The sequence below is a fragment of the Vitiosangium sp. GDMCC 1.1324 genome (assembly GCF_003044305.1).
Taxonomy (GTDB): domain Bacteria; phylum Myxococcota; class Myxococcia; order Myxococcales; family Myxococcaceae; genus Archangium.
In genome coordinates this window covers 412,838-428,730 of the sequence record NZ_PZOX01000003.1, presented here as the reverse complement: position 1 = coordinate 428,730, position 15,893 = coordinate 412,838, and the positions used below count along the sequence as shown (strand labels likewise).

Sequence of the window (15,893 nt, the reverse complement as noted above, 5' to 3'; positions counted from 1 at the left end):
GTGAGCGCGTGGCCAACATCAATCTCTTTGGAATAGAAATGATTTAAGGCTCGTAGACCTCTGCCATGGGATTGCGTCCACCCCCCGCGACAAGCACTTTGTTTGAAGAGGGTAAGAGGGTGGCTGTGTGAGCGCCGCGAATGGCGAGCATGCTGACAGTAGCGGTCCAGGTCCCCGTCTGCGGGTCATATACCTCTGCAGAGGAGAGGACTGCATCCTTGTTCTGCCCGCCCGCTACTAGCACTTTGCCTGAGGGCAATAGGGTAGCGGTGTGATAGGCGCGAGCATCGGCCATGTTGCCGGTGGACGTCCATGTACCTGTGCTTGGGTCGTACACCTCCGCCGTGGAGAAGTATGTGTTTCCATTGATCCCGCCAACAATCAACACCATTCCCGAGGGTAACAGGGTTGCGGTGTGGCCGCTGCGATCGGAGAGCATCTGTTGGGTGGGGGTTGGCTTCCAGGAGCCGGTAGTTGGATTATACAAATCCGCCGTGCCGTAGCCTGCTACCAGTACCTCGCCCGAGGGAAGTAAAGTAGCGGTGTGCCCGGTGCGTGGTGTTGTCATGTTGCCAGCAGATGCCCAGGTGCCAGTGGAGGGATCGTAAATCTCCGCTGCAGTCGGGTTGCCGCTACCTCTGTATCCGCCTGTGACTAGCACCTTGCCCGAAGGGAGCAAGGTGCTGGTGTGGCGGTATCGGGCAGAAGCCAGGCTCCCAGTGGGTGACCAGGTGCCAGTAGCGGGGTCATAGAGCTCCGTCGTTTGCAGAAAGGTGGTGTCGTCGCTGGTTCCGCCCGTGATCAGTACCTTGCCCGAATTGAGCAGGCTGGCTGCGTGATAGGAGCGAGCGGAGGCCATGCTATTGGTAGAAGACCATGTGCCGGTGTTTGGGTTGTACATCTCTGCCGTGGCGGTGTTCGTGGCTCCTCCTGTTGTGAGCACCATGCCTGACGGGAGAAGGGTGGCCGTATGGGCGGCACGAGCGGAAACCATCGTGGGGGTCGCGAACCACTTCGGACAGATGGTAGTGATATTGAAGTTCTCAACCTTGGAAAGGCCCAGGGCGTTGGTTACCGTGGCGGTGATGCTGGCAATAGCCTCTTTGGCAGAGGATGAGCTGCATGTTGGCGCTGTCCAGACACTCTCGCTGCTCGTGGTGGTGTTTGTCGGGGCGCCGAGGCTTCCGGCATTTGAGTGCTATGAGAAGGTGAGCGCGCTGTTCTGTGGATCGTGTGCGATGAGACGAAGCGTGGCTGTCGCTCCGTCTGTGACCGAGGTGGCTGATTGTTGGGTTTCCGTGACCTCTGGCGCGTAGCAGGTCCCCGTGACGCTGAATCTCTTGCTGATGGAAAGGCCCAATGTGTTGGTCACAGTGGCCGTGATGGTGACAGCTGCTTCTGAGGGAGTGGAGCCGCAGGCCGGTGCTGTCCAGGTCACTGCACTATTGCTGCTGGTGTTCACTTGATTCCCAAGGACTCCAGCACTGGCTCCCCATGAAAAGTCAAGCGCACTGTCCTGTGGGTCGCGTGCGCTGATTCGGAGAGCCACGGTTCCTCCACCTGGAACCGAAGTGGCTGTCTGTTGGGTCTCCGTCAATTCTGGTGGATGCTTCTGGGGTGTTACTCCTGCATCAGTGCCGCTGCCAGGAGGGGATTCATCCTCGTCAATGGGAGCCTCAATCTCTGGCAGGTCGATACATGCCTGTCCGAGGAACGCCACGACAATGAGTGCCAAGAACAGCTTCAAGCGCATGAGGTATACCTTTTCAGGTGGGTCCACGAAGAGACAGCCCCCGCTTGGCGGAGTCCATGCAAGGCGGGAGATGAGATTCGGATGGCGGTCGTACGCACCTGACGATGAAGGTGCTCGACTGGTGGGAGAGCCGCTGGATTGCGGCCGCGATGGGCTTGGCAAGCCCAGGGCCAGGAGCGCCTCTCTGTCGTTTCGCGCCCTTGTGCGGCATGGAGAGCACGGAGGACATCTCGGAACGAGTATGGTGTCCGTGTGGTGAGACGGTAGTGGGCGGCACATCCGGTTGCCCAGAACTGGAGCACTCTTGTCGGGCTCACGTCACATCTGGTGGCCCCGGAGTGGGTGCTACTCCCTAGTCGGGGTAGGACCCTCGCCTCGTCGTTGCTCTGCTACGGCAATAACTGAACGGGGGCGCGAATCTTATGGCCATGCCAAGCCATACGCCATGACGTAAAAAGGGCGAGCATGGAAACATGCTCGCCCCAAAGACAACATCAATAACAGCTTACTTAGAAGAGCTGGATGCTGGAGGTCTGGTTACCGCCGCCGGTGCGCAGGTTCCGCAGATCCGCCACGTCGTACCCGGCGATCGCCGGGCAGGCGGCCGTCAGCCCACCGATAACGCGCGTCTGGCTGAAATTGCTGCTACCACGCGGGCGAATCACGATACCGCTGAAGTTGACATAGGTGCCGTGGTCATCCGGGTCGAACGCAGACTGCACCTTGAAGCCCAGCGTCAGCGTGAGCCCATCACCGGAGATATCCGCAGTGACTGACTCCGATACGCCGTTGGTGGCGGTGGTGCCGTCCGTGGTGTAGATGTGGCCCTTGACGGTGTCACTGTCCGGGTAGTCGATGCGCTCGACTGCGTACTGGCAGTCGGCCGTGCCCGGGACGATCTCCACCGGACGGTTGAAGGTGATGACGAGCTTGCCGTCCGCGCCCATCAGCGTGCCTGCGGCGTCTGCGTTGGAGCGCACCGCGTAGAGCAGGGTGTCGAGCGAACCGCTGGCCGACAGCGCCACCCGCTGCTCGGTCTGGTTCACGCCGGCCACGATGAACGCCTGACCCGCCAGCGTGCGCCCATCCAGCGCCCCGTTCAGCACCGCCTCGCAGCTGTAGCTGGCGCCATTGACGAGCTGCGCGCCCGGGATGACCGCCACGCCGTCGTCACCCGAGGTGGCGCTGATCGTCGCGGTGCCGGTGTTCTTCGGCTTGAGGAAGTTGTCGAAGTCGCCCGAGACGCCCAGCGAGTTGCCGTCGTCGTTCAGGTACTGGCAGATGACCTGCGCCTTCGAAACCGGCTGGTTGTTGTAGCTCACGTTGAACCGGTAGTCCGTCGTGTAGCCCTTGGGGAACAGCCGGATGTTCCCCACGTACTGCGCATGCTCCTGATCCTTGGTGAGCAGGGGGTATGTGAACTCACCCACGAACCGCTCATAGCCCGGGGCCTGCGCGAAGATGGGGACGACCATCCCCTCGGGAATCCCGTCGATCTGATAGCAGCCGTCCGCCTCGATGGCGTTCTCCTCGGTCAGATCTCCGCTGCCACACGGCTCCGCGCGACGGAACTCGCCGTCGATGACCGCGTACACCTGGCTCTGGCTGTTCTTGTCGTCGTCGATGTTGTTCTTCTTCCCGTCGGCCGGGAAGAAGTTCATCCGCTGACCGGTCTGGCCATCCACGATGAAACCCACGAGCCGGCCACTGTTGGCCTCGTGCTCACAGCCCACGAGGGCAAGCATCGAGACCACCAGAAACTTCTGCGTCAACTTATTCATTAAACCCCCGTTACATTTGCCACAACGGCGGGGGTCTGCTTAGTCGACTCCGCAACTTCTTGCCAAGGGGTACAATCTCCTGGCGCCTCCTACATCACCTCCACGACCTTAAGGGACCCAATCAGCGGGGTGATTTCCGCGTTTGCCTCCTGGCCCACTCCGAAGTGGGTGGCGTCCGCGACCGTCTGGTTGAAGGTGGGGTCCATCTGGGTCCACTCGCCCACGAAGGCCTCCACCCACTCGTGCCAGTAGAGGGCCGGCACGCCGTCCTGGTTCACCATGTAGATGACGCCATCCACGCGCCGGGCCGGAATGCCCGCGGCGCGCAGCAGCGCCACCGTCAGCAGCGAGTGCTCCGTGCAGTCTCCCTTGCGCTGGCGCAGCACGTCCGTGGCCCGGTCCGCGCTCGCCCCGTAGTCCTTCTGCAGGTTCGTCGCCACCCAGCTGACGATCTTCTTCGCCGCCGTATAGGCGTCCTTCTCGCCGCCCGCCAGCTGACCGGCCAGGTCGCGGATCTGCTGGCTGTCGCTCTCGACGATGATCGAGGACTTGAGGTTCTCTCCTCCCTCGGGGTCCGCCAGCGGCCGGGGCTTGAGCTTCCCGGGCTCGGGGGCTCGCGCCGACAGCGTCACCAGCACGCGCCCGTCCGGCCGAGGCTGGTACTTCTGCCGGTAGGTGTCGCGCTGGAACTTCTCCGGCAGGTTCTCCATCACCAGCTTCACCTGTCCGGGAATGGCGTGCGCCTCGGGCGACAGTGTCTTGGGCAGCACGACGCGGGTGAGGCCGAACACCTCCACCAGGTCCAGCCGCTTCGCCACCACCTCGGACTCGGCACGGGCCTTCATCGTCTGCCCGTACTCCATCTCCAGCAGCCGCCCGTCCTCGGCCACGTAGGCGGTGACGGGCACCTTCTCCTTGTCCGAGAGGCTCACCGCCTTGCCGACCTTCACCTTCACCCCACTGACGAGCCGCTCCTCCGCGGGCTGCACCGTGGTGGCGAGCTTGTAGGTGCCCAGGTCCGTTGCATCCATCGAGCTGCCGGTCACGTTCGTCTGGCGCAGCAGGGCCACGCGGACCTGGTCGGCGTCCTCCACCACCTCCGGGGTCGGAGGCAGGTTCACCGTCTCATCCGGCATCCCCGGCCGCTTGCGCACCACGCTCATTCCGGTGGGCGTGACCGTGCCCTCCAGCGTCTGGGTTCCACCGTCCCCCCGCTGCTCGATGGTGAAGGCCACGAGCCGCCCGCCGGGTCTGGCCTCGTAGATGCGCTCCTCCCGGTGGACGCGCTCGGACATCCGGGTGCCCACCTGCGCCTTGAAGTGCAGCTCGTTGATGCTGCGCACCCGGTCGTTCCGGCCCGGGATGAGCCCCAGGTCGTTGAAGACGTAGCCCACCTTCTTGTCCATCAGGTACAGCCCCAGGTACTCGCCGCCCTGTGGCCGGCGCGCCTTGAGCACGTCCGACAGGGCCGCCGGAGCCTGGGCCTGTGGCGCCTGCGCCTGCTGTGACTGGGGGGCCTCGGGGGCGGGCTCCTGCTTCTTGCACTGCACGAGCGCCAGGCTCAGCAGCGCGGCGCCCAGGGTGGGGAGGGCTTTTCGGGAAGGTCGCATCACTCACTGCACTTCGGCGGGGGGCCTGAAGCCTCTCAGACCCGCTTGGAGAGGATGATGAGGTCGTCGCCGGGCTTGTAGAACTCGCGGATGCGCGCCTCTTCCGTGTACTTCATGGAGGCGTAGAAGCCGCGGGTGGGGCCGTAGGCCTCGGTGGCGCTCGTCTCCACTCGGATGATCCGGGCCTTCAGGCGGCGCAGATCGGCCTCCATGCCGGCGACCAGGGAGGCGCCCACGCCCTGTCCCCGCACTGCGGGGTCGGACGCAATCCAGTACAGGTCGTACGTCCCCTCCGTCATCGGCGTGGGGCCGTAGCACACGTAACCCACGAGCTTCCCGTCCTTGTCCGCGACGAGAATCTTGTAGTCGCGGTTATTCGGCTGAAGCGCGAGATCGACGAGCTCGATTGCGCACTCCACCTCTTCCGGCGAGAACGTTTCGATTCGACGAATCAGGGAGGCGAGGGGCTCCCGGTCCTTTCCTTCGAGTGGTCGGATGTCCATGGGCTCTCTCTAGAGCGATCTCGACCAGACGCGTGGCCAGGGCGGCGTAGTCGATGCCCGCCGCGCGAGCGGCCTTGGCGAACCCCGCCTCGGGGTGGAGATCGCAGTTGGGGTTGATGTCGATGACGTAGGGCACGCCCTCCGGGGTGACCCGGAGGTCCACGCGTCCATAGTCCTGGCACTCGAGGGCGGCAAAGGCATCCATCGCCGTCTTCACGAGTTGGGCTTCCAGCGCGGGGTCCTCCAGCTGGCAGGGCCCCGAGGGAGTGTTCTGGTAGTCGGGTGACTCGGCCTCCCACTTCGCCGAGTACGTGACGATGTTGGGCCGGTCCTCGAAGAGCTTGCCGAAGCGGATTTCCGTGAGCGGCAGGGCCCGGCGAGGGTTGTTGCCCAGCAGCGGTACGTAGATCTCTCGTCCGGGAATGAACTGTTCCACGAGAGCGGGCTGATGGAAGGTGCGCAGCACCGCCTCCACCGAGCGGCCCAGGCCGGCCCGGTCATGCACCACCGAGTCGATGGTGATGCCCACGCTGGCGTCCTCGCGCGCGGGCTTGACGATGAGGGGGAAGGGCAGGTCCACCAATCCCACGTCCTCGAGCCGATCCACCCGCGCGAAGCCCGGCGTGGACACCCCACGCGCCTTGAGCAGCTCCTTGGCCTTGTCCTTGTGCAGGGCCAGGCCCAGCGAGAGCGCCGGCGAGCCGGTGTACGGCAGGCCGAGCATGTCCAGCAGGCAGGGGATGACCATCTCCCCGCGGGCGTCAGCGGCGACGGACTCGCAGAGGTTGATGACCAGGTCGGGCTTCATCCGGGCGAGCAGGTCCACGAAGTCCAGGCGGGAGCCCTCGACGGCGAGCGGCTCGGCGTGGGTGTCGCCGCGGGTGAGGGCCTCGGCCAGGGACGAGGCCACGCGCATGACGTCCTCTCGCGCCTCCCGACCCGGGTCGTCCTCCAACAGCTCATGGTCTCGGTTGTACAGGATGGCGATGTGCATGCGGTGCGTAGTGCGGCGGCAGGGTTAGCACGTCCCCCGGGGGGATGACAGTCCACATATGGGTCGAATGGCTGGCCGCCGAGCAGTTCCTGGAAGTATGAGAGGAGAACCATGCGGATTCGCGACCCCATCCACGGCACCATCGATGTGAGTGGTGAGGAGAAGGCCGTCATCGACAGCCGGTACTACCAGCGGCTGCGCCACGTCCGGCAACTGGGGTTCGGCGACCTGGCCTTCCCGGGTGCCACCCATACCCGGCATGCCCACTCGCTCGGCGCCATGCACGTGGCCTCTCGGGTGTTCCACGCCGTCGCGGCACGCTCCAGCCTGCCCGAGGATGTGCGGGCCCGTTTCGCTGCCGCGGTGCGTCTCGCCGTGCTGTGTCATGACCTGGGGCACATGCCGCTCTCCCATGCCTCGGAGCGCATCGCCCCCGCGCGTGCCTCCCTGCGGCTGCCTTCCTGGTTGGACTCCGTGGCGGAGGGCGAGCAGGCGACGCACGAGGATTTCACCGCCAAGCTCCTGCTGGACAGCTCGCTCACGCCCATCATCGAGCAGCGCTATGGGTCGCTGGGCATCACCCCCTCCTCGGTGGTGGGGCTCATCACCGGCGCGAGGCCGCCGCAGGATCCGGGCTTCTCGCACGCCGGGGTGGACTGGATGCCGCTGCTGCGCGCCATCGTGTCAGGCGAGCTGGACGCGGACCGGATGGACTACCTGGTGCGCGACTCCTTCTATACAGGAGTGAACTATGGCCGGTACGACATGGATTGGATTGTCTCCAACCTGAACCCGGCGGTGAGGGATGGGCGCGCCTACCTCGCGCTGAGCCGGGCGGCGGCGTTCGCCTTCGAGGACTTCCTCCTCAGCCGCTACCACATGTTCGTCTCGGTCTACTACCACCACACCTCGGTGAACTTCGACTACATGCTGCGGCGCTACTACGAGGAGGCGCCCGGCGAGTTCGAGATTCCCTCCGACCCCGAGGCCTTCCTCTTCTGCGACGACGTGGCGCTCTGGCACACGCTGCGGCGCTCGAAGAACCGCTGGGCCGAGCGCATCTCCACGCGCAATGGCTTCAAGCTGCTGGCGCAGTTCACCGAGCGGGATGTGGGCTACGACCTCGAGGTGCTGCGCAGCGCCCTGGTGACGGGCGGCTTCGAGCACTTCACCGTGGAGTCCAAGGGCGTGCTCTCCAAGTACTTCGCGGAGGGCTCGGGCCCGAGTCTCTTCATCGTCGACGTGTCCACCGGCCGGCTGACGGAGGTGGCGCGCTACACGCCGCTCTACCAGCGCTACAGCGGAGCGGTGCGGCTGTCGCGCCTCTACGTGCGGCCGGATCAGATTGAAGACGCGCGCAACATGATGGCGCGGTTGCTCGGACAGGCGGTGCAATCATGAGCGAAGCGATTCCCGGCATGCCTCCGCCGCCTCCTGTGGCGGAGACGAGGCCCGCGTCGGTGGTGGTGCCGTACCGCAGGACGCCCGAGGGCGTGGAGGTCTTCTGGGTGAAGCGTGAGAAGGCGCTCGCCTTCGCCGGAGGCTTCTATGCCTTCCCCGGCGGGAAGGTGGACAAGGCGGACGCGCTGGTGCCAGTGCGCGGGGCCTCGGGGCAGGACGCGGCGCTGCGGGTGGCGGCGGCGCGCGAGTTCCTCGAGGAGGCCGGGGTGCTGGTGGCCGAGGGCGCGGGGCGGCTGTCAGCGGACACGGTGCGAGAGATGCGCCGCGCGCTGCTGGAGAAGCGGAGCACGTGGTCGGAGCTGCTCCAGCGGTACGGTCTGGCGCTGAGGGCGGAGGACTTCCCGGACTCGGGGCGGTGGGTGACGCCGGAGTTCGCGCCCGTGCGCTTCGACACCTTCTTCTACCTGGTGGAGATGCCCGCGCACGCCCAGGCGGAGTGGTGGCCCGGCGAGCTGTCAGAGGCGGTGTGGGTGAAGCCGGCCGAGGCGCTCGCGCGTTGGGAAAGCGGCACGGCGCTGCTGCACCCGCCCGCCCTGCACGTGCTGCGGGTGATGGAGCGCTTCGACACACCGGAGAGGGCCCTGGCGGAGCTGCGCGAGCAACCTCACTGCCCGGACTTCATCGCGCAGCGCATCGAGTTCCAGCAGGGCGTGCGGGTCTTCCCGCTGCGCACGGCCACGCTGCCTCCGGCCACGCACACCAACGCGTACGTGCTGGGCAACGGCGAGCTGCTCATCGTGGATCCGGGCGCGGATGACGAGGCAGAGATAGCGCGGCTGCTGGCGGTGGTGGAGGGGCTCGTGGCGGACGGGTGCCGCGTCAAGGCGGTGCTGCTGACGCACCACCATGGGGACCACGTGGGTGGAGCGCGCGCGGTGAAGGAGCGGCTGAAGGTGCCGCTGTGGTGCCACGCTCGGACGGCGGACCGGTTGGACGTCCCGGCGGAGCGGCTACTGGAGGACGGCGAGGTGTTGGAGCTGGCGGGGACTCCGCCGCAGCGGTGGCGGGTGCTGTACACGCCGGGACACGCGCGGGGTCATCTGTCTCTGGTGGACGAGCGGACTCGCGCGGCGGTGGTGGGCGACATGGTGGCGGGCGTGGGCACCATCGTCATCGACCCGCCCGAGGGCGACATGGGCGAGTACCTGAAGCAGCTCGCGCGGCTGCGGGACTGGCCGGTGACGACGCTGCACCCGGCGCACGGGACGGCGATTCCGGACGGGCCGGGCAAGCTCCAGGAGTACCTGAACCACCGGGCGGCCCGGGAGGCGCGCATCGTGGAGGCGGTGCCCGCTCAGGGCGCGACGCTCGCGGAGGTGGTGGAGCGCGCGTACGCGGACACGCCGCCGTTCCTGTTCCCCGTGGCCGAGCGGAGTGCCCTGGCGGTGCTGCTGAAGCTGATGGACGAGGGCCGGATGCGAGAGGACTCCGGCCGCTACATCCCAGTTTGAGCGCCGAGCGGAGACCTCAGCAGGGCAGCCAGGGGCCCACGCCCCGGTTACACGAGTCGTAGCAGACAGCGGTGGCGGCATCGCACGCCGCCTGGCTCGCCCCGCACTGCTGCGGACAGGTGGAGGAGGCCTGGTAGCACTCGTCGTAGCAGGACGCGCTGAGCGGGGCCGTCTGGCTCGTGCTCGGCTCCTGACCCGAGGCCGCTGGAGACTCCTCCTGAAGGGGGCCGCCGCAGCCGAGCAGGAGCAGCGCCGAGGACGAGGCCAGGAGGTACGAGCGAATCCGTTGTGTGAACATGGAGGGTTCTCCTTTGGGTGTGGCCCGATGAGACCCAGAGGAGAATCGGTGAGTCAAGCGCTGGAGTTACCCCTGTGACGAGGCGTCCGCCAGCCGCGTGGAGCCCCCGCGCCGCTTGATGATGAGCATGATGAGCGGGATGGCCGTCAGCACCACCTGGGGGCCGAGCGACATGGCATCCGGGTAGATGCCGAGCAGGTCGATGGTGACGAAGGGGATGGGCTTGAGCGGCACCAGGGCCACCTCCTGCAGGGCGTGCAGCGCCTTGCCGAGCAGGATGACGGCGGTGGCCACCAGCAGCACCGTGGACGCCTTGAAGAGCGTCTTCATGGGCAGCTTGTAGCCCACGCGGTTGACGAAGATGACGAGCGCGGCGATGGCCACGACGCCCGCGGCGCAGCCCCAGGCCGTCCCGGTCGCCGAGTCGAGCGCGAGCCCCTGCAGGAAGATGGCCGTCTCCACGCTCTCGCGCAGCACGGAGGAGAAGGCGATGAAGAAGAGGCCCGCCATGCTGCCGCGGCCCAGTGCTCCCTGCATCTTCTCGCGCAGCTCGCCCATGAACTTGCTCATGTTGCTGCGCGCGTTGAGCCACAGCGCCGCGTACAGCAGCATGCCCACGGCCGCCAGCCCCGCGAAGCCCTCGAGCAGCTCGCGGTTGGCTCCACCCAGCAGGTGCCGCCCGAAGGCGAAGGCGATGGCGCCCACCACCAGCGCGGACACCCAGCCCACGTGCACCACGCGCACGTACGCGGGCGCCTGCATCTTGCGCAGCATCGCCAGCAGTGCGGCGACGATGATGCTCGCCTCGAAGCCCTCGCGGATGAGGATGAACAGGGTGATCCACATCACCGAGAGGGCGCCCGCCGTGCTGCCACTGCCGCGGCGCGCCTCGTCCAACACCGACAGGAGGATGCGGCCCTCGTCCTGCAGGTGCGGGCTCTTCTGCTCGGCGGCCAGCCGCGTGTCCAGGAAGGCCTTCTCCAGCTTCAGCACCAGGTCCGGATTCCGGGCGCGCAGCGGCGGCTCCACCGGCTCGACCCCGTTGAGGTACGCATCCAGCAGCGCGTTGCGCGCCGCGAGCCAGTCGCCATTCGCGCCCAGCTTCAGCGCCTGCTCCACGTGGTCGCGCGCCACCAGCAGGCCGCGCTCCTCGTCCACGTTGGGCATCTTGCGGCGCAGGCACGCGAGGTTCTCCTGCCCGTGGGCCTCCACGAGCATGGGGTCCGTGGAGTTGGCGAGCTTCTCCAGCGAGGCGCGCGGCGGGGTGCCCTCGCACGCTGGCTGGCGGAGCGTGAAGACATAGAAGGAGACGGCCCAGCGCTCCTCCTCGGACAGGGTGGGGAATCCGGGCATGGCCGTGCCCGTCACGCCGAAGCTGACGGTGTTGAAGGCCTTGTACGGGGTGAGCCCGGCCATGATGTCCGCGTCGTGGAAGTTGGCCGGCTTGGGCTCCATCGTCTGCGCGATGGTCACCTGCGCTCGCCCATCCGCGCCGTGGCACGTCGCGCACGCCTGCTGGTAGATCTGCTCGCCCCGCACGAGGTCCGGCGGGTTGCGCGGGCTGCGCGCCAGTCCTCCAGAGAGCACCAGGTCCTCCACGAGCTCGGCGCAGTCGCGGCTGACGCCCTCGGGGTCCTCGCCCTTGTCCACCCGGGCCTTGATGTCCCGCAGGCGCGACAGAAAGCCCTCGCCCCGAGGCCCCATGTCACGGGCCGCATCGTTGGCCTCGGCGATGAAGCTGCGCTGCTCGGACAACTCGAAGTCCGACTTCGACGCGACGGCGGCCGGGTAGTCCGCCTGGAGGTACTGGAGGATGCCCACCAGACGGTGCCAGGTGCGCCCATCGGACGCACCCTCATCCGCAGCAGAGGCAAGGGGCGTCGCGAGCAGCAGGGACAGGAGCAATAGACCGGTGCGCTTCACGTCCCTTGCTCTACCAGTCCTGGGAGGCAATCTCAATTTTGAGAATCAAAATCAAAATGTGCCGGAGTGGGTCTTATTGCTTCCAACGGTTCCGGGCGTGGTGCCTCGGGAGGACAGGGGGATACGGCGTCAGGTACCGGGCAGAGGGGGCGTCCGCCGGGGTCTCCGAGAACCGGGAGTCCTCCTCATGAGCGCGGACGGCAGCGGGCACCTGAAGATGTACATCCTGATTCGCGAGCGCGTGCCCATCGGCTTCGCGGTGCTGGCGGCGGCCCACGCGTCCCTGGCGGCGTACCTGAAGTTCCGGGACACGCCGGAGGTGGCGGAGTGGCTCTCGGGGCCCTTCTACAAGGTCGTGTGCAAGGTGACGGACGAGGCGTTCGAGCAGGCCAAGGGCTTCGAGGACCACGTGGTCCTCACCGAGTCCTCGCTGGGCGGGCAGGAGGTGGCGATCGCCTTCAAGCCCCGCCGCGAGTGGCCCAATGCCTTCCGCTTCTACCGTCTCTACCGCTCGTAGGTGAGGAAGGCGAAGGGCGGCTCGGTGGCCGTGGCCGGGTGGTGCTCCTCGGCGACCAGCTTCCAGCCGGACAGATCCAGCTCGGGGAAGAAGGTGTCGCCCTCGTATTCTCGCTCGATGCGCGTGAGGTACAGCCGCTGCACGCGCCCCAGGGCCTGCTGGTAGAGGTCCGCGCCCCCGGCGATGAAGACCTCGTCTCCTCGCGCCAGCTCGAGTGCCCGTTCCAGGGAGTGCGCTACCTGCACGCCCTCGGGCGCGTAGTCCCGCTGGCGCGTCAACACGAGCATCGTCCTGCCCGGAAGCGGCCGGCCGATGGACTCGTATGTCTTGCGGCCCATGATGAGCGTGTGCCCCATCGTGAGCTGCTTGAAGCGCTTGAGGTCCGCCGGCAGCCTCCAGGGCAGGGTGTTGTCCCTGCCGATGCACCGATTGGAGGCCATCGCCACGATGGCGGAGATCCTCATACCGCCACCGGCGCCTTGATGGCGGGATGCGGCTCGTAGCCGCTCAGCGTGAAGTCCTCGTACTTGAAGCCGAAGAGCGAGCGGACCTCGGGGTTGAGCGTCATCCTCGGCAGCGGCCGGGGCTCGCGCTTGAGCTGCTCGTGGGCCTGCTCCACGTGATTGAGGTACAGGTGCGCGTCGCCCGTGGTGTGGATGAATTCGTGCGCCTGGAGCCCCGTCGCCTGCGCCACCATCATCGTCAATAGCGCGTAGGACGCGATGTTGAAGGGCAGCCCGAGGAAGATGTCCGCGCTGCGCTGGTAGAGCTGGCAGGAGAGCCGGCCTTCCGCCACGTAGAACTGGAACAGGATGTGGCAGGGCGGCAGCTTCATCGCGTCCAGGTCCGCCACGTTCCACGCGCTGATGATGTGCCGCCGCGAGTCGGGGTTCTTCTTCAGCTGCTCGATGAGCTGCGCCATCTGGTCGATGGTGCCGCCGCCGGGCTTCGGCCACGAGCGCCACTGGTGCCCGTAGATGGGGCCGAGGTTTCCGTCCGCATCCGCCCACTCGTCCCAGATGGTGACGCCGTGTTTCTGCAGGTCGCGCACGTTCGTGCCGCCCGCGAGCATCCACAGCAGCTCGTGGATGATGGACTTGAGGTGCAGCTTCTTCGTCGTCACCAGCGGGAACCCCTGCGTCAGGTCGAACCGCATCTGGTGGCCGAAGATGCTCAGCGTGCCGGTGCCGGTCCGGTCGCTCTTCTTCGTCCCGTGGTGGAGTACGTGCTCGAGCAGGGCGAGGTACTGTTTCATGGTGTCGGATCGATCACCCGGCGGTGCCTGGGCGGGAAGCGGGGAGCGGCTTCTTACCCAACAGCTGTGGGCCGCGCGACAATCTGGAGCGGGTGGGATGCTGGATCTCCGACGAATCATTCAAGCGGTACGAGCCCGCCGTACACCACGAGTCCGTCTTCCGGTGGAAGTCCCGGTCGGGAGACCGGTAGAAGGGCGGCGCCATGAAGATCTACACGAAGACCGGAGACACCGGCGAAACCGGCCTGTTCGGCGGAGGCCGGGTGCGCAAGGACAGCTTGCGCGTGGATGCATACGGCGAGGTGGATGAGCTGAACGCCTCGCTGGGGCTGGCGCGCTCCCTGTCCATGCCCACGGACCTGGATGCGCTGTTGCAGCGGCTGCAGGACCAGCTCTTCACCGTGGGCGCGGTGCTGGCCACGCCCTCGGGCACCAAGGCCTCGGATCACATCCCCAAGCTCAAGCCCGAGTGGGTGACGGACATGGAGACGGCCATCGACACCTTCGAGACCGAGCTCGCGCCCATGACGCACTTCATCCTCCCGGGAGGCAGCCAGGCGGCCGCCGCGCTGCACCTGTCCCGCACGGTGTGCCGCCGCGCCGAGCGCCGCGCGGTCACCGCCCTGCGCGAGGGCGAGGCTCCGCAAGAAGCAGTGGTCTATCTCAACCGGCTCTCGGACCTGCTCTTCGTCATGGCGCGGGTCGCCAACCACCGCGTCGGCGTCCAGGATGTGAAGTGGATACCGGAGAAGCCCTCGAAGTAGCACGCCGGGGCTCGCCCAGGAGGGCGGGCCGGTTATGTAAGGGGACCGTGAGCCCGCTGCCCACCGCACATCTCCGTCAGCTCTCCAAGCAGGTCGGCTTCGACCTCGTGGGCTTCGCTCGCGCCGAGCCCATTCCGCCCAGGACGCTCCTGGACTGGCTCGAGGCCGGCTGCGCCGCGGACATGGACTGGATGACCACGCGGGCCGCCGAGCGCCTGGATGTCTCCCAGCTCCTCCCCGGCGCGCGCACCGTCATCGCCTTCGCCACCAACTACTACCGCGATGAGCCGCGTGCAGCGGACTCACCCATCGCCCGCTATGCGCGCGGCCGCGACTACCACTCCACCCTGCGCGACAAGCTGAAGGCCTTCCGCAAGCGCTTCTCCGAGGCCTACCCCGAGGTGAACCACTACGGCAGCGTGGACTCGGGCCCGCTGATGGAGAAGGTGTGGGCCGCGCGGGCGGGCCTCGGATACGTGGGCAAGAACGGGTGCTTCATCACCGAGCCGTATGGCTCGTGGGTGCTGCTGTCCGCGCTCATCCTGGATGCCGAGGTGGACACCTATGCGGAGGGCCCTGCAGGAGACCGTTGCGGCCATTGCCGCAAGTGCATCATGTCCTGTCCCACCGGCGCGCTGCTGGGCAACGGGCGCGTGGACGCTCGGGCCTGCCTCTCGTACCAGACCATCGAGAACCGCCACGCCGAGGTGCCCGAGTCCTTCCGGGTGGAGATGGACAACATCATCTTCGGCTGCGACATCTGCCAGGACGTCTGCCCCCTCAACCGGAGCCCCGTGTTCACGCCCAACGAGCGCTTCGCGCCCCGGGCGGTGGCCGAGCTCGGGGTGCTGGAGCTGGCCGCGCTCACTCCCGAGCAGTACGAGCAGCTCATTCCTGGCACCGCGCTCGCGCGAGCCAAGTACGACGGCCTGCGCCGCAATGCCGTGTACGCGCTGGGCGCCGCGAAGCAGGCCGACGCCCGCCTCCTGCTGGAGAAGTTGAGTCAGGACCCGAGTGAGCAGGTGCGCCACGCCGCGCAGTGGGCGCTCCGACATTTGGATGTGTAACGGTTGAGACCTCAAACGCAGGAGGGTGCACGGGGCGCGACTGTTCCCCGGCGGCGCCTCTCGATATGCCCGTGCGGGGTCCATCCGGGCTCCATCCCACCGCTCAGGAGATTCTCAATGCCGTCCCCGCACTTCCGTCCCCTGATTGCCGCGCTGTGCGGCGCTGCCGTCCTCGTGCTCGCTGGCTGTGGCGAGAGCACCGGCCCCACCGGCGCCACCTGCCCCTCGGGAAGCACGCTCACCGCGCAGAACTTCGGCAACGCCTTCATGAACCAGTACTGCAACCGCTGCCACAGCTCGACACTCAGCGGGGCCGCGCGCCAGGATGCTCCCCCGGGCGTGGACTTCGACACCCTCGAGGGCGTGCGCCGCGAGGCGAAGGACATCGACGCGTGGTCGGGCTCCGGCCCCGACCGCACGAACACCGAGATGCCGCCCAACGGTTCCATGCCCACGACGGAGGAGCGGAAGAAGCTCAGCGAGTGGCTCGCTTGCGGCGCACCTTGAGCGCCCCTG

The 15,893-nt window shown here is 67.0% G+C and carries 17 protein-coding genes; 8 read left to right on the top strand and 9 right to left on the bottom strand.

Features of this window, described 5'->3' with window-relative positions; all coding sequences use genetic code 11:
- Positions 1 to 43 precede the first annotated feature (43 nt).
- Positions 44 to 859: a Kelch repeat-containing protein gene (locus DAT35_RS62335; RefSeq protein ID WP_369945545.1), complete on the bottom strand. Its 816-nt coding sequence runs from the start codon at positions 857 to 859 to the stop codon at positions 44 to 46.
- On the opposite strand from DAT35_RS62335, the gene DAT35_RS10295 reads away from it, so the two are divergent.
- Positions 858 to 1,316, top strand: a complete 459-nt coding sequence (locus DAT35_RS10295; RefSeq protein ID WP_199242877.1) for a hypothetical protein — start codon at positions 858 to 860, stop codon at positions 1,314 to 1,316. The genes DAT35_RS62335 and DAT35_RS10295 overlap by 2 nt on opposite strands.
- Positions 1,317 to 1,325: 9 nt before the next feature.
- Positions 1,326 to 1,466: a hypothetical protein gene (locus DAT35_RS58875; protein WP_158501637.1), complete on the top strand. Its 141-nt coding sequence runs from the start codon at positions 1,326 to 1,328 to the stop codon at positions 1,464 to 1,466.
- Between the two features lie 796 nt (positions 1,467 to 2,262).
- On the opposite strand, the gene DAT35_RS10290 is transcribed toward DAT35_RS58875, so the two are convergent.
- The 4 genes from DAT35_RS10290 to DAT35_RS10275 all read right to left on the bottom strand — a co-directional run bounded on the left by DAT35_RS10290 (position 2,263) and on the right by DAT35_RS10275 (position 6,641).
- On the bottom strand, positions 2,263 to 3,534 hold the full coding sequence (locus tag DAT35_RS10290; RefSeq protein WP_146209659.1) for a hypothetical protein: 1,272 nt from the start codon (positions 3,532 to 3,534) through the stop codon (positions 2,263 to 2,265).
- An 89-nt stretch (positions 3,535 to 3,623) separates the two neighbouring features.
- Positions 3,624 to 5,144, bottom strand: coding sequence for a transglutaminase family protein (locus tag DAT35_RS10285; RefSeq protein ID WP_108066762.1), 1,521 nt, complete (start codon positions 5,142 to 5,144; stop codon positions 3,624 to 3,626).
- 35 nt (positions 5,145 to 5,179) lie between these two features.
- Positions 5,180 to 5,563, bottom strand: coding sequence for a GNAT family N-acetyltransferase (locus DAT35_RS10280; protein WP_233261397.1), 384 nt, complete (start codon positions 5,561 to 5,563; stop codon positions 5,180 to 5,182).
- Complete coding sequence (locus DAT35_RS10275; protein WP_233261396.1) at positions 5,517 to 6,641, bottom strand: D-alanine--D-alanine ligase; 1,125 nt, start codon at positions 6,639 to 6,641, stop codon at positions 5,517 to 5,519. The genes DAT35_RS10280 and DAT35_RS10275 overlap by 47 nt, the downstream gene beginning before the upstream one ends.
- A 111-nt stretch (positions 6,642 to 6,752) precedes the next feature.
- On the opposite strand from DAT35_RS10275, the gene DAT35_RS10270 reads away from it, so the two are divergent.
- Both DAT35_RS10270 and DAT35_RS10265 read left to right on the top strand, forming a co-directional pair.
- The gene (locus DAT35_RS10270) at positions 6,753 to 8,042 is read left to right on the top strand and encodes an HD domain-containing protein (protein WP_108066761.1); all 1,290 of its coding nucleotides are present in this window, start codon (positions 6,753 to 6,755) and stop codon (positions 8,040 to 8,042) included.
- Entirely contained in the window at positions 8,039 to 9,553 is a 1,515-nt protein-coding gene (locus DAT35_RS10265; protein WP_108066760.1) for an MBL fold metallo-hydrolase, read from the top strand. Before DAT35_RS10270 ends, DAT35_RS10265 begins: the two co-directional genes overlap by 4 nt.
- Positions 9,554 to 9,569: 16 nt before the next feature.
- On the opposite strand, the gene DAT35_RS10260 is transcribed toward DAT35_RS10265, so the two are convergent.
- Together DAT35_RS10260 and DAT35_RS10255 are read right to left on the bottom strand one after the other, a co-directional pair.
- Positions 9,570 to 9,851, bottom strand: a complete 282-nt coding sequence (locus DAT35_RS10260; RefSeq protein ID WP_108066759.1) for a hypothetical protein — start codon at positions 9,849 to 9,851, stop codon at positions 9,570 to 9,572.
- A 66-nt stretch (positions 9,852 to 9,917) separates the two neighbouring features.
- Positions 9,918 to 11,774 (bottom strand): cytochrome c/FTR1 family iron permease, encoded by a 1,857-nt coding sequence (locus tag DAT35_RS10255; protein WP_108066758.1) that lies wholly within the window; start codon positions 11,772 to 11,774, stop codon positions 9,918 to 9,920.
- A 187-nt stretch (positions 11,775 to 11,961) separates the two neighbouring features.
- On the opposite strand from DAT35_RS10255, the gene DAT35_RS10250 reads away from it, so the two are divergent.
- Positions 11,962 to 12,291 (top strand): peptidyl-tRNA hydrolase, encoded by a 330-nt coding sequence (locus DAT35_RS10250; RefSeq protein ID WP_108066757.1) that lies wholly within the window; start codon positions 11,962 to 11,964, stop codon positions 12,289 to 12,291.
- Here the strand turns inward: DAT35_RS10250 and DAT35_RS10245 are convergent.
- Both DAT35_RS10245 and DAT35_RS10240 read right to left on the bottom strand, forming a co-directional pair.
- Entirely contained in the window at positions 12,279 to 12,755 is a 477-nt protein-coding gene (locus DAT35_RS10245) for a dihydrofolate reductase (RefSeq protein ID WP_108066756.1), read from the bottom strand. The genes DAT35_RS10250 and DAT35_RS10245 overlap by 13 nt on opposite strands.
- The gene (locus tag DAT35_RS10240; protein ID WP_108066755.1) at positions 12,752 to 13,546 is read right to left on the bottom strand and encodes a thymidylate synthase; all 795 of its coding nucleotides are present in this window, start codon (positions 13,544 to 13,546) and stop codon (positions 12,752 to 12,754) included. Before DAT35_RS10240 ends, DAT35_RS10245 begins: the two co-directional genes overlap by 4 nt.
- Positions 13,547 to 13,749: 203 nt before the next feature.
- Here DAT35_RS10240 and DAT35_RS10235 point away from each other — a divergent pair, with 203 nt between their 5' ends.
- From DAT35_RS10235 to DAT35_RS10225, 3 genes are all read left to right on the top strand, one after another.
- The gene (locus DAT35_RS10235; protein ID WP_108066754.1) at positions 13,750 to 14,310 is read left to right on the top strand and encodes a cob(I)yrinic acid a,c-diamide adenosyltransferase; all 561 of its coding nucleotides are present in this window, start codon (positions 13,750 to 13,752) and stop codon (positions 14,308 to 14,310) included.
- 47 nt (positions 14,311 to 14,357) lie between these two features.
- A complete protein-coding gene (queG, locus tag DAT35_RS10230) occupies positions 14,358 to 15,377 on the top strand; it encodes a tRNA epoxyqueuosine(34) reductase QueG (protein ID WP_108066753.1) in 1,020 nt (339 codons plus the stop codon).
- Positions 15,378 to 15,494: 117 nt separating this feature from the next.
- A complete protein-coding gene (locus tag DAT35_RS10225) occupies positions 15,495 to 15,884 on the top strand; it encodes a hypothetical protein (protein ID WP_108066752.1) in 390 nt (129 codons plus the stop codon).
- The last annotated feature ends 9 nt before the right edge of the window (positions 15,885 to 15,893 follow it).

What these genes read in the sequence shown, in the direction of transcription:
- DAT35_RS10295 (WP_199242877.1), top strand. Translation starts at nt 858, where the DNA reads ATGCTATTGGTAGAAGACCATGTGCCGGTGTTTGGGTTGTACATCTCT.
- DAT35_RS62335 (WP_369945545.1), bottom strand. Translation starts at nt 859, where the DNA reads ATGGCCTCCGCTCGCTCCTATCACGCAGCCAGCCTGCTCAATTCGGGC.
- DAT35_RS10290 (WP_146209659.1), bottom strand. Translation starts at nt 3,534, where the DNA reads ATGAATAAGTTGACGCAGAAGTTTCTGGTGGTCTCGATGCTTGCCCTC.
- DAT35_RS10285 (WP_108066762.1), bottom strand. Translation starts at nt 5,144, where the DNA reads ATGCGACCTTCCCGAAAAGCCCTCCCCACCCTGGGCGCCGCGCTGCTG.
- DAT35_RS10275 (WP_233261396.1), bottom strand. Translation starts at nt 6,641, where the DNA reads ATGCACATCGCCATCCTGTACAACCGAGACCATGAGCTGTTGGAGGAC.
- DAT35_RS10270 (WP_108066761.1), top strand. Translation starts at nt 6,753, where the DNA reads ATGCGGATTCGCGACCCCATCCACGGCACCATCGATGTGAGTGGTGAG.
- DAT35_RS10265 (WP_108066760.1), top strand. Translation starts at nt 8,039, where the DNA reads ATGAGCGAAGCGATTCCCGGCATGCCTCCGCCGCCTCCTGTGGCGGAG.
- DAT35_RS10260 (WP_108066759.1), bottom strand. Translation starts at nt 9,851, where the DNA reads ATGTTCACACAACGGATTCGCTCGTACCTCCTGGCCTCGTCCTCGGCG.
- DAT35_RS10250 (WP_108066757.1), top strand. Translation starts at nt 11,962, where the DNA reads ATGAGCGCGGACGGCAGCGGGCACCTGAAGATGTACATCCTGATTCGC.
- DAT35_RS10245 (WP_108066756.1), bottom strand. Translation starts at nt 12,755, where the DNA reads ATGAGGATCTCCGCCATCGTGGCGATGGCCTCCAATCGGTGCATCGGC.
- DAT35_RS10240 (WP_108066755.1), bottom strand. Translation starts at nt 13,546, where the DNA reads ATGAAACAGTACCTCGCCCTGCTCGAGCACGTACTCCACCACGGGACG.
- DAT35_RS10235 (WP_108066754.1), top strand. Translation starts at nt 13,750, where the DNA reads ATGAAGATCTACACGAAGACCGGAGACACCGGCGAAACCGGCCTGTTC.
- DAT35_RS10225 (WP_108066752.1), top strand. Translation starts at nt 15,495, where the DNA reads ATGCCGTCCCCGCACTTCCGTCCCCTGATTGCCGCGCTGTGCGGCGCT.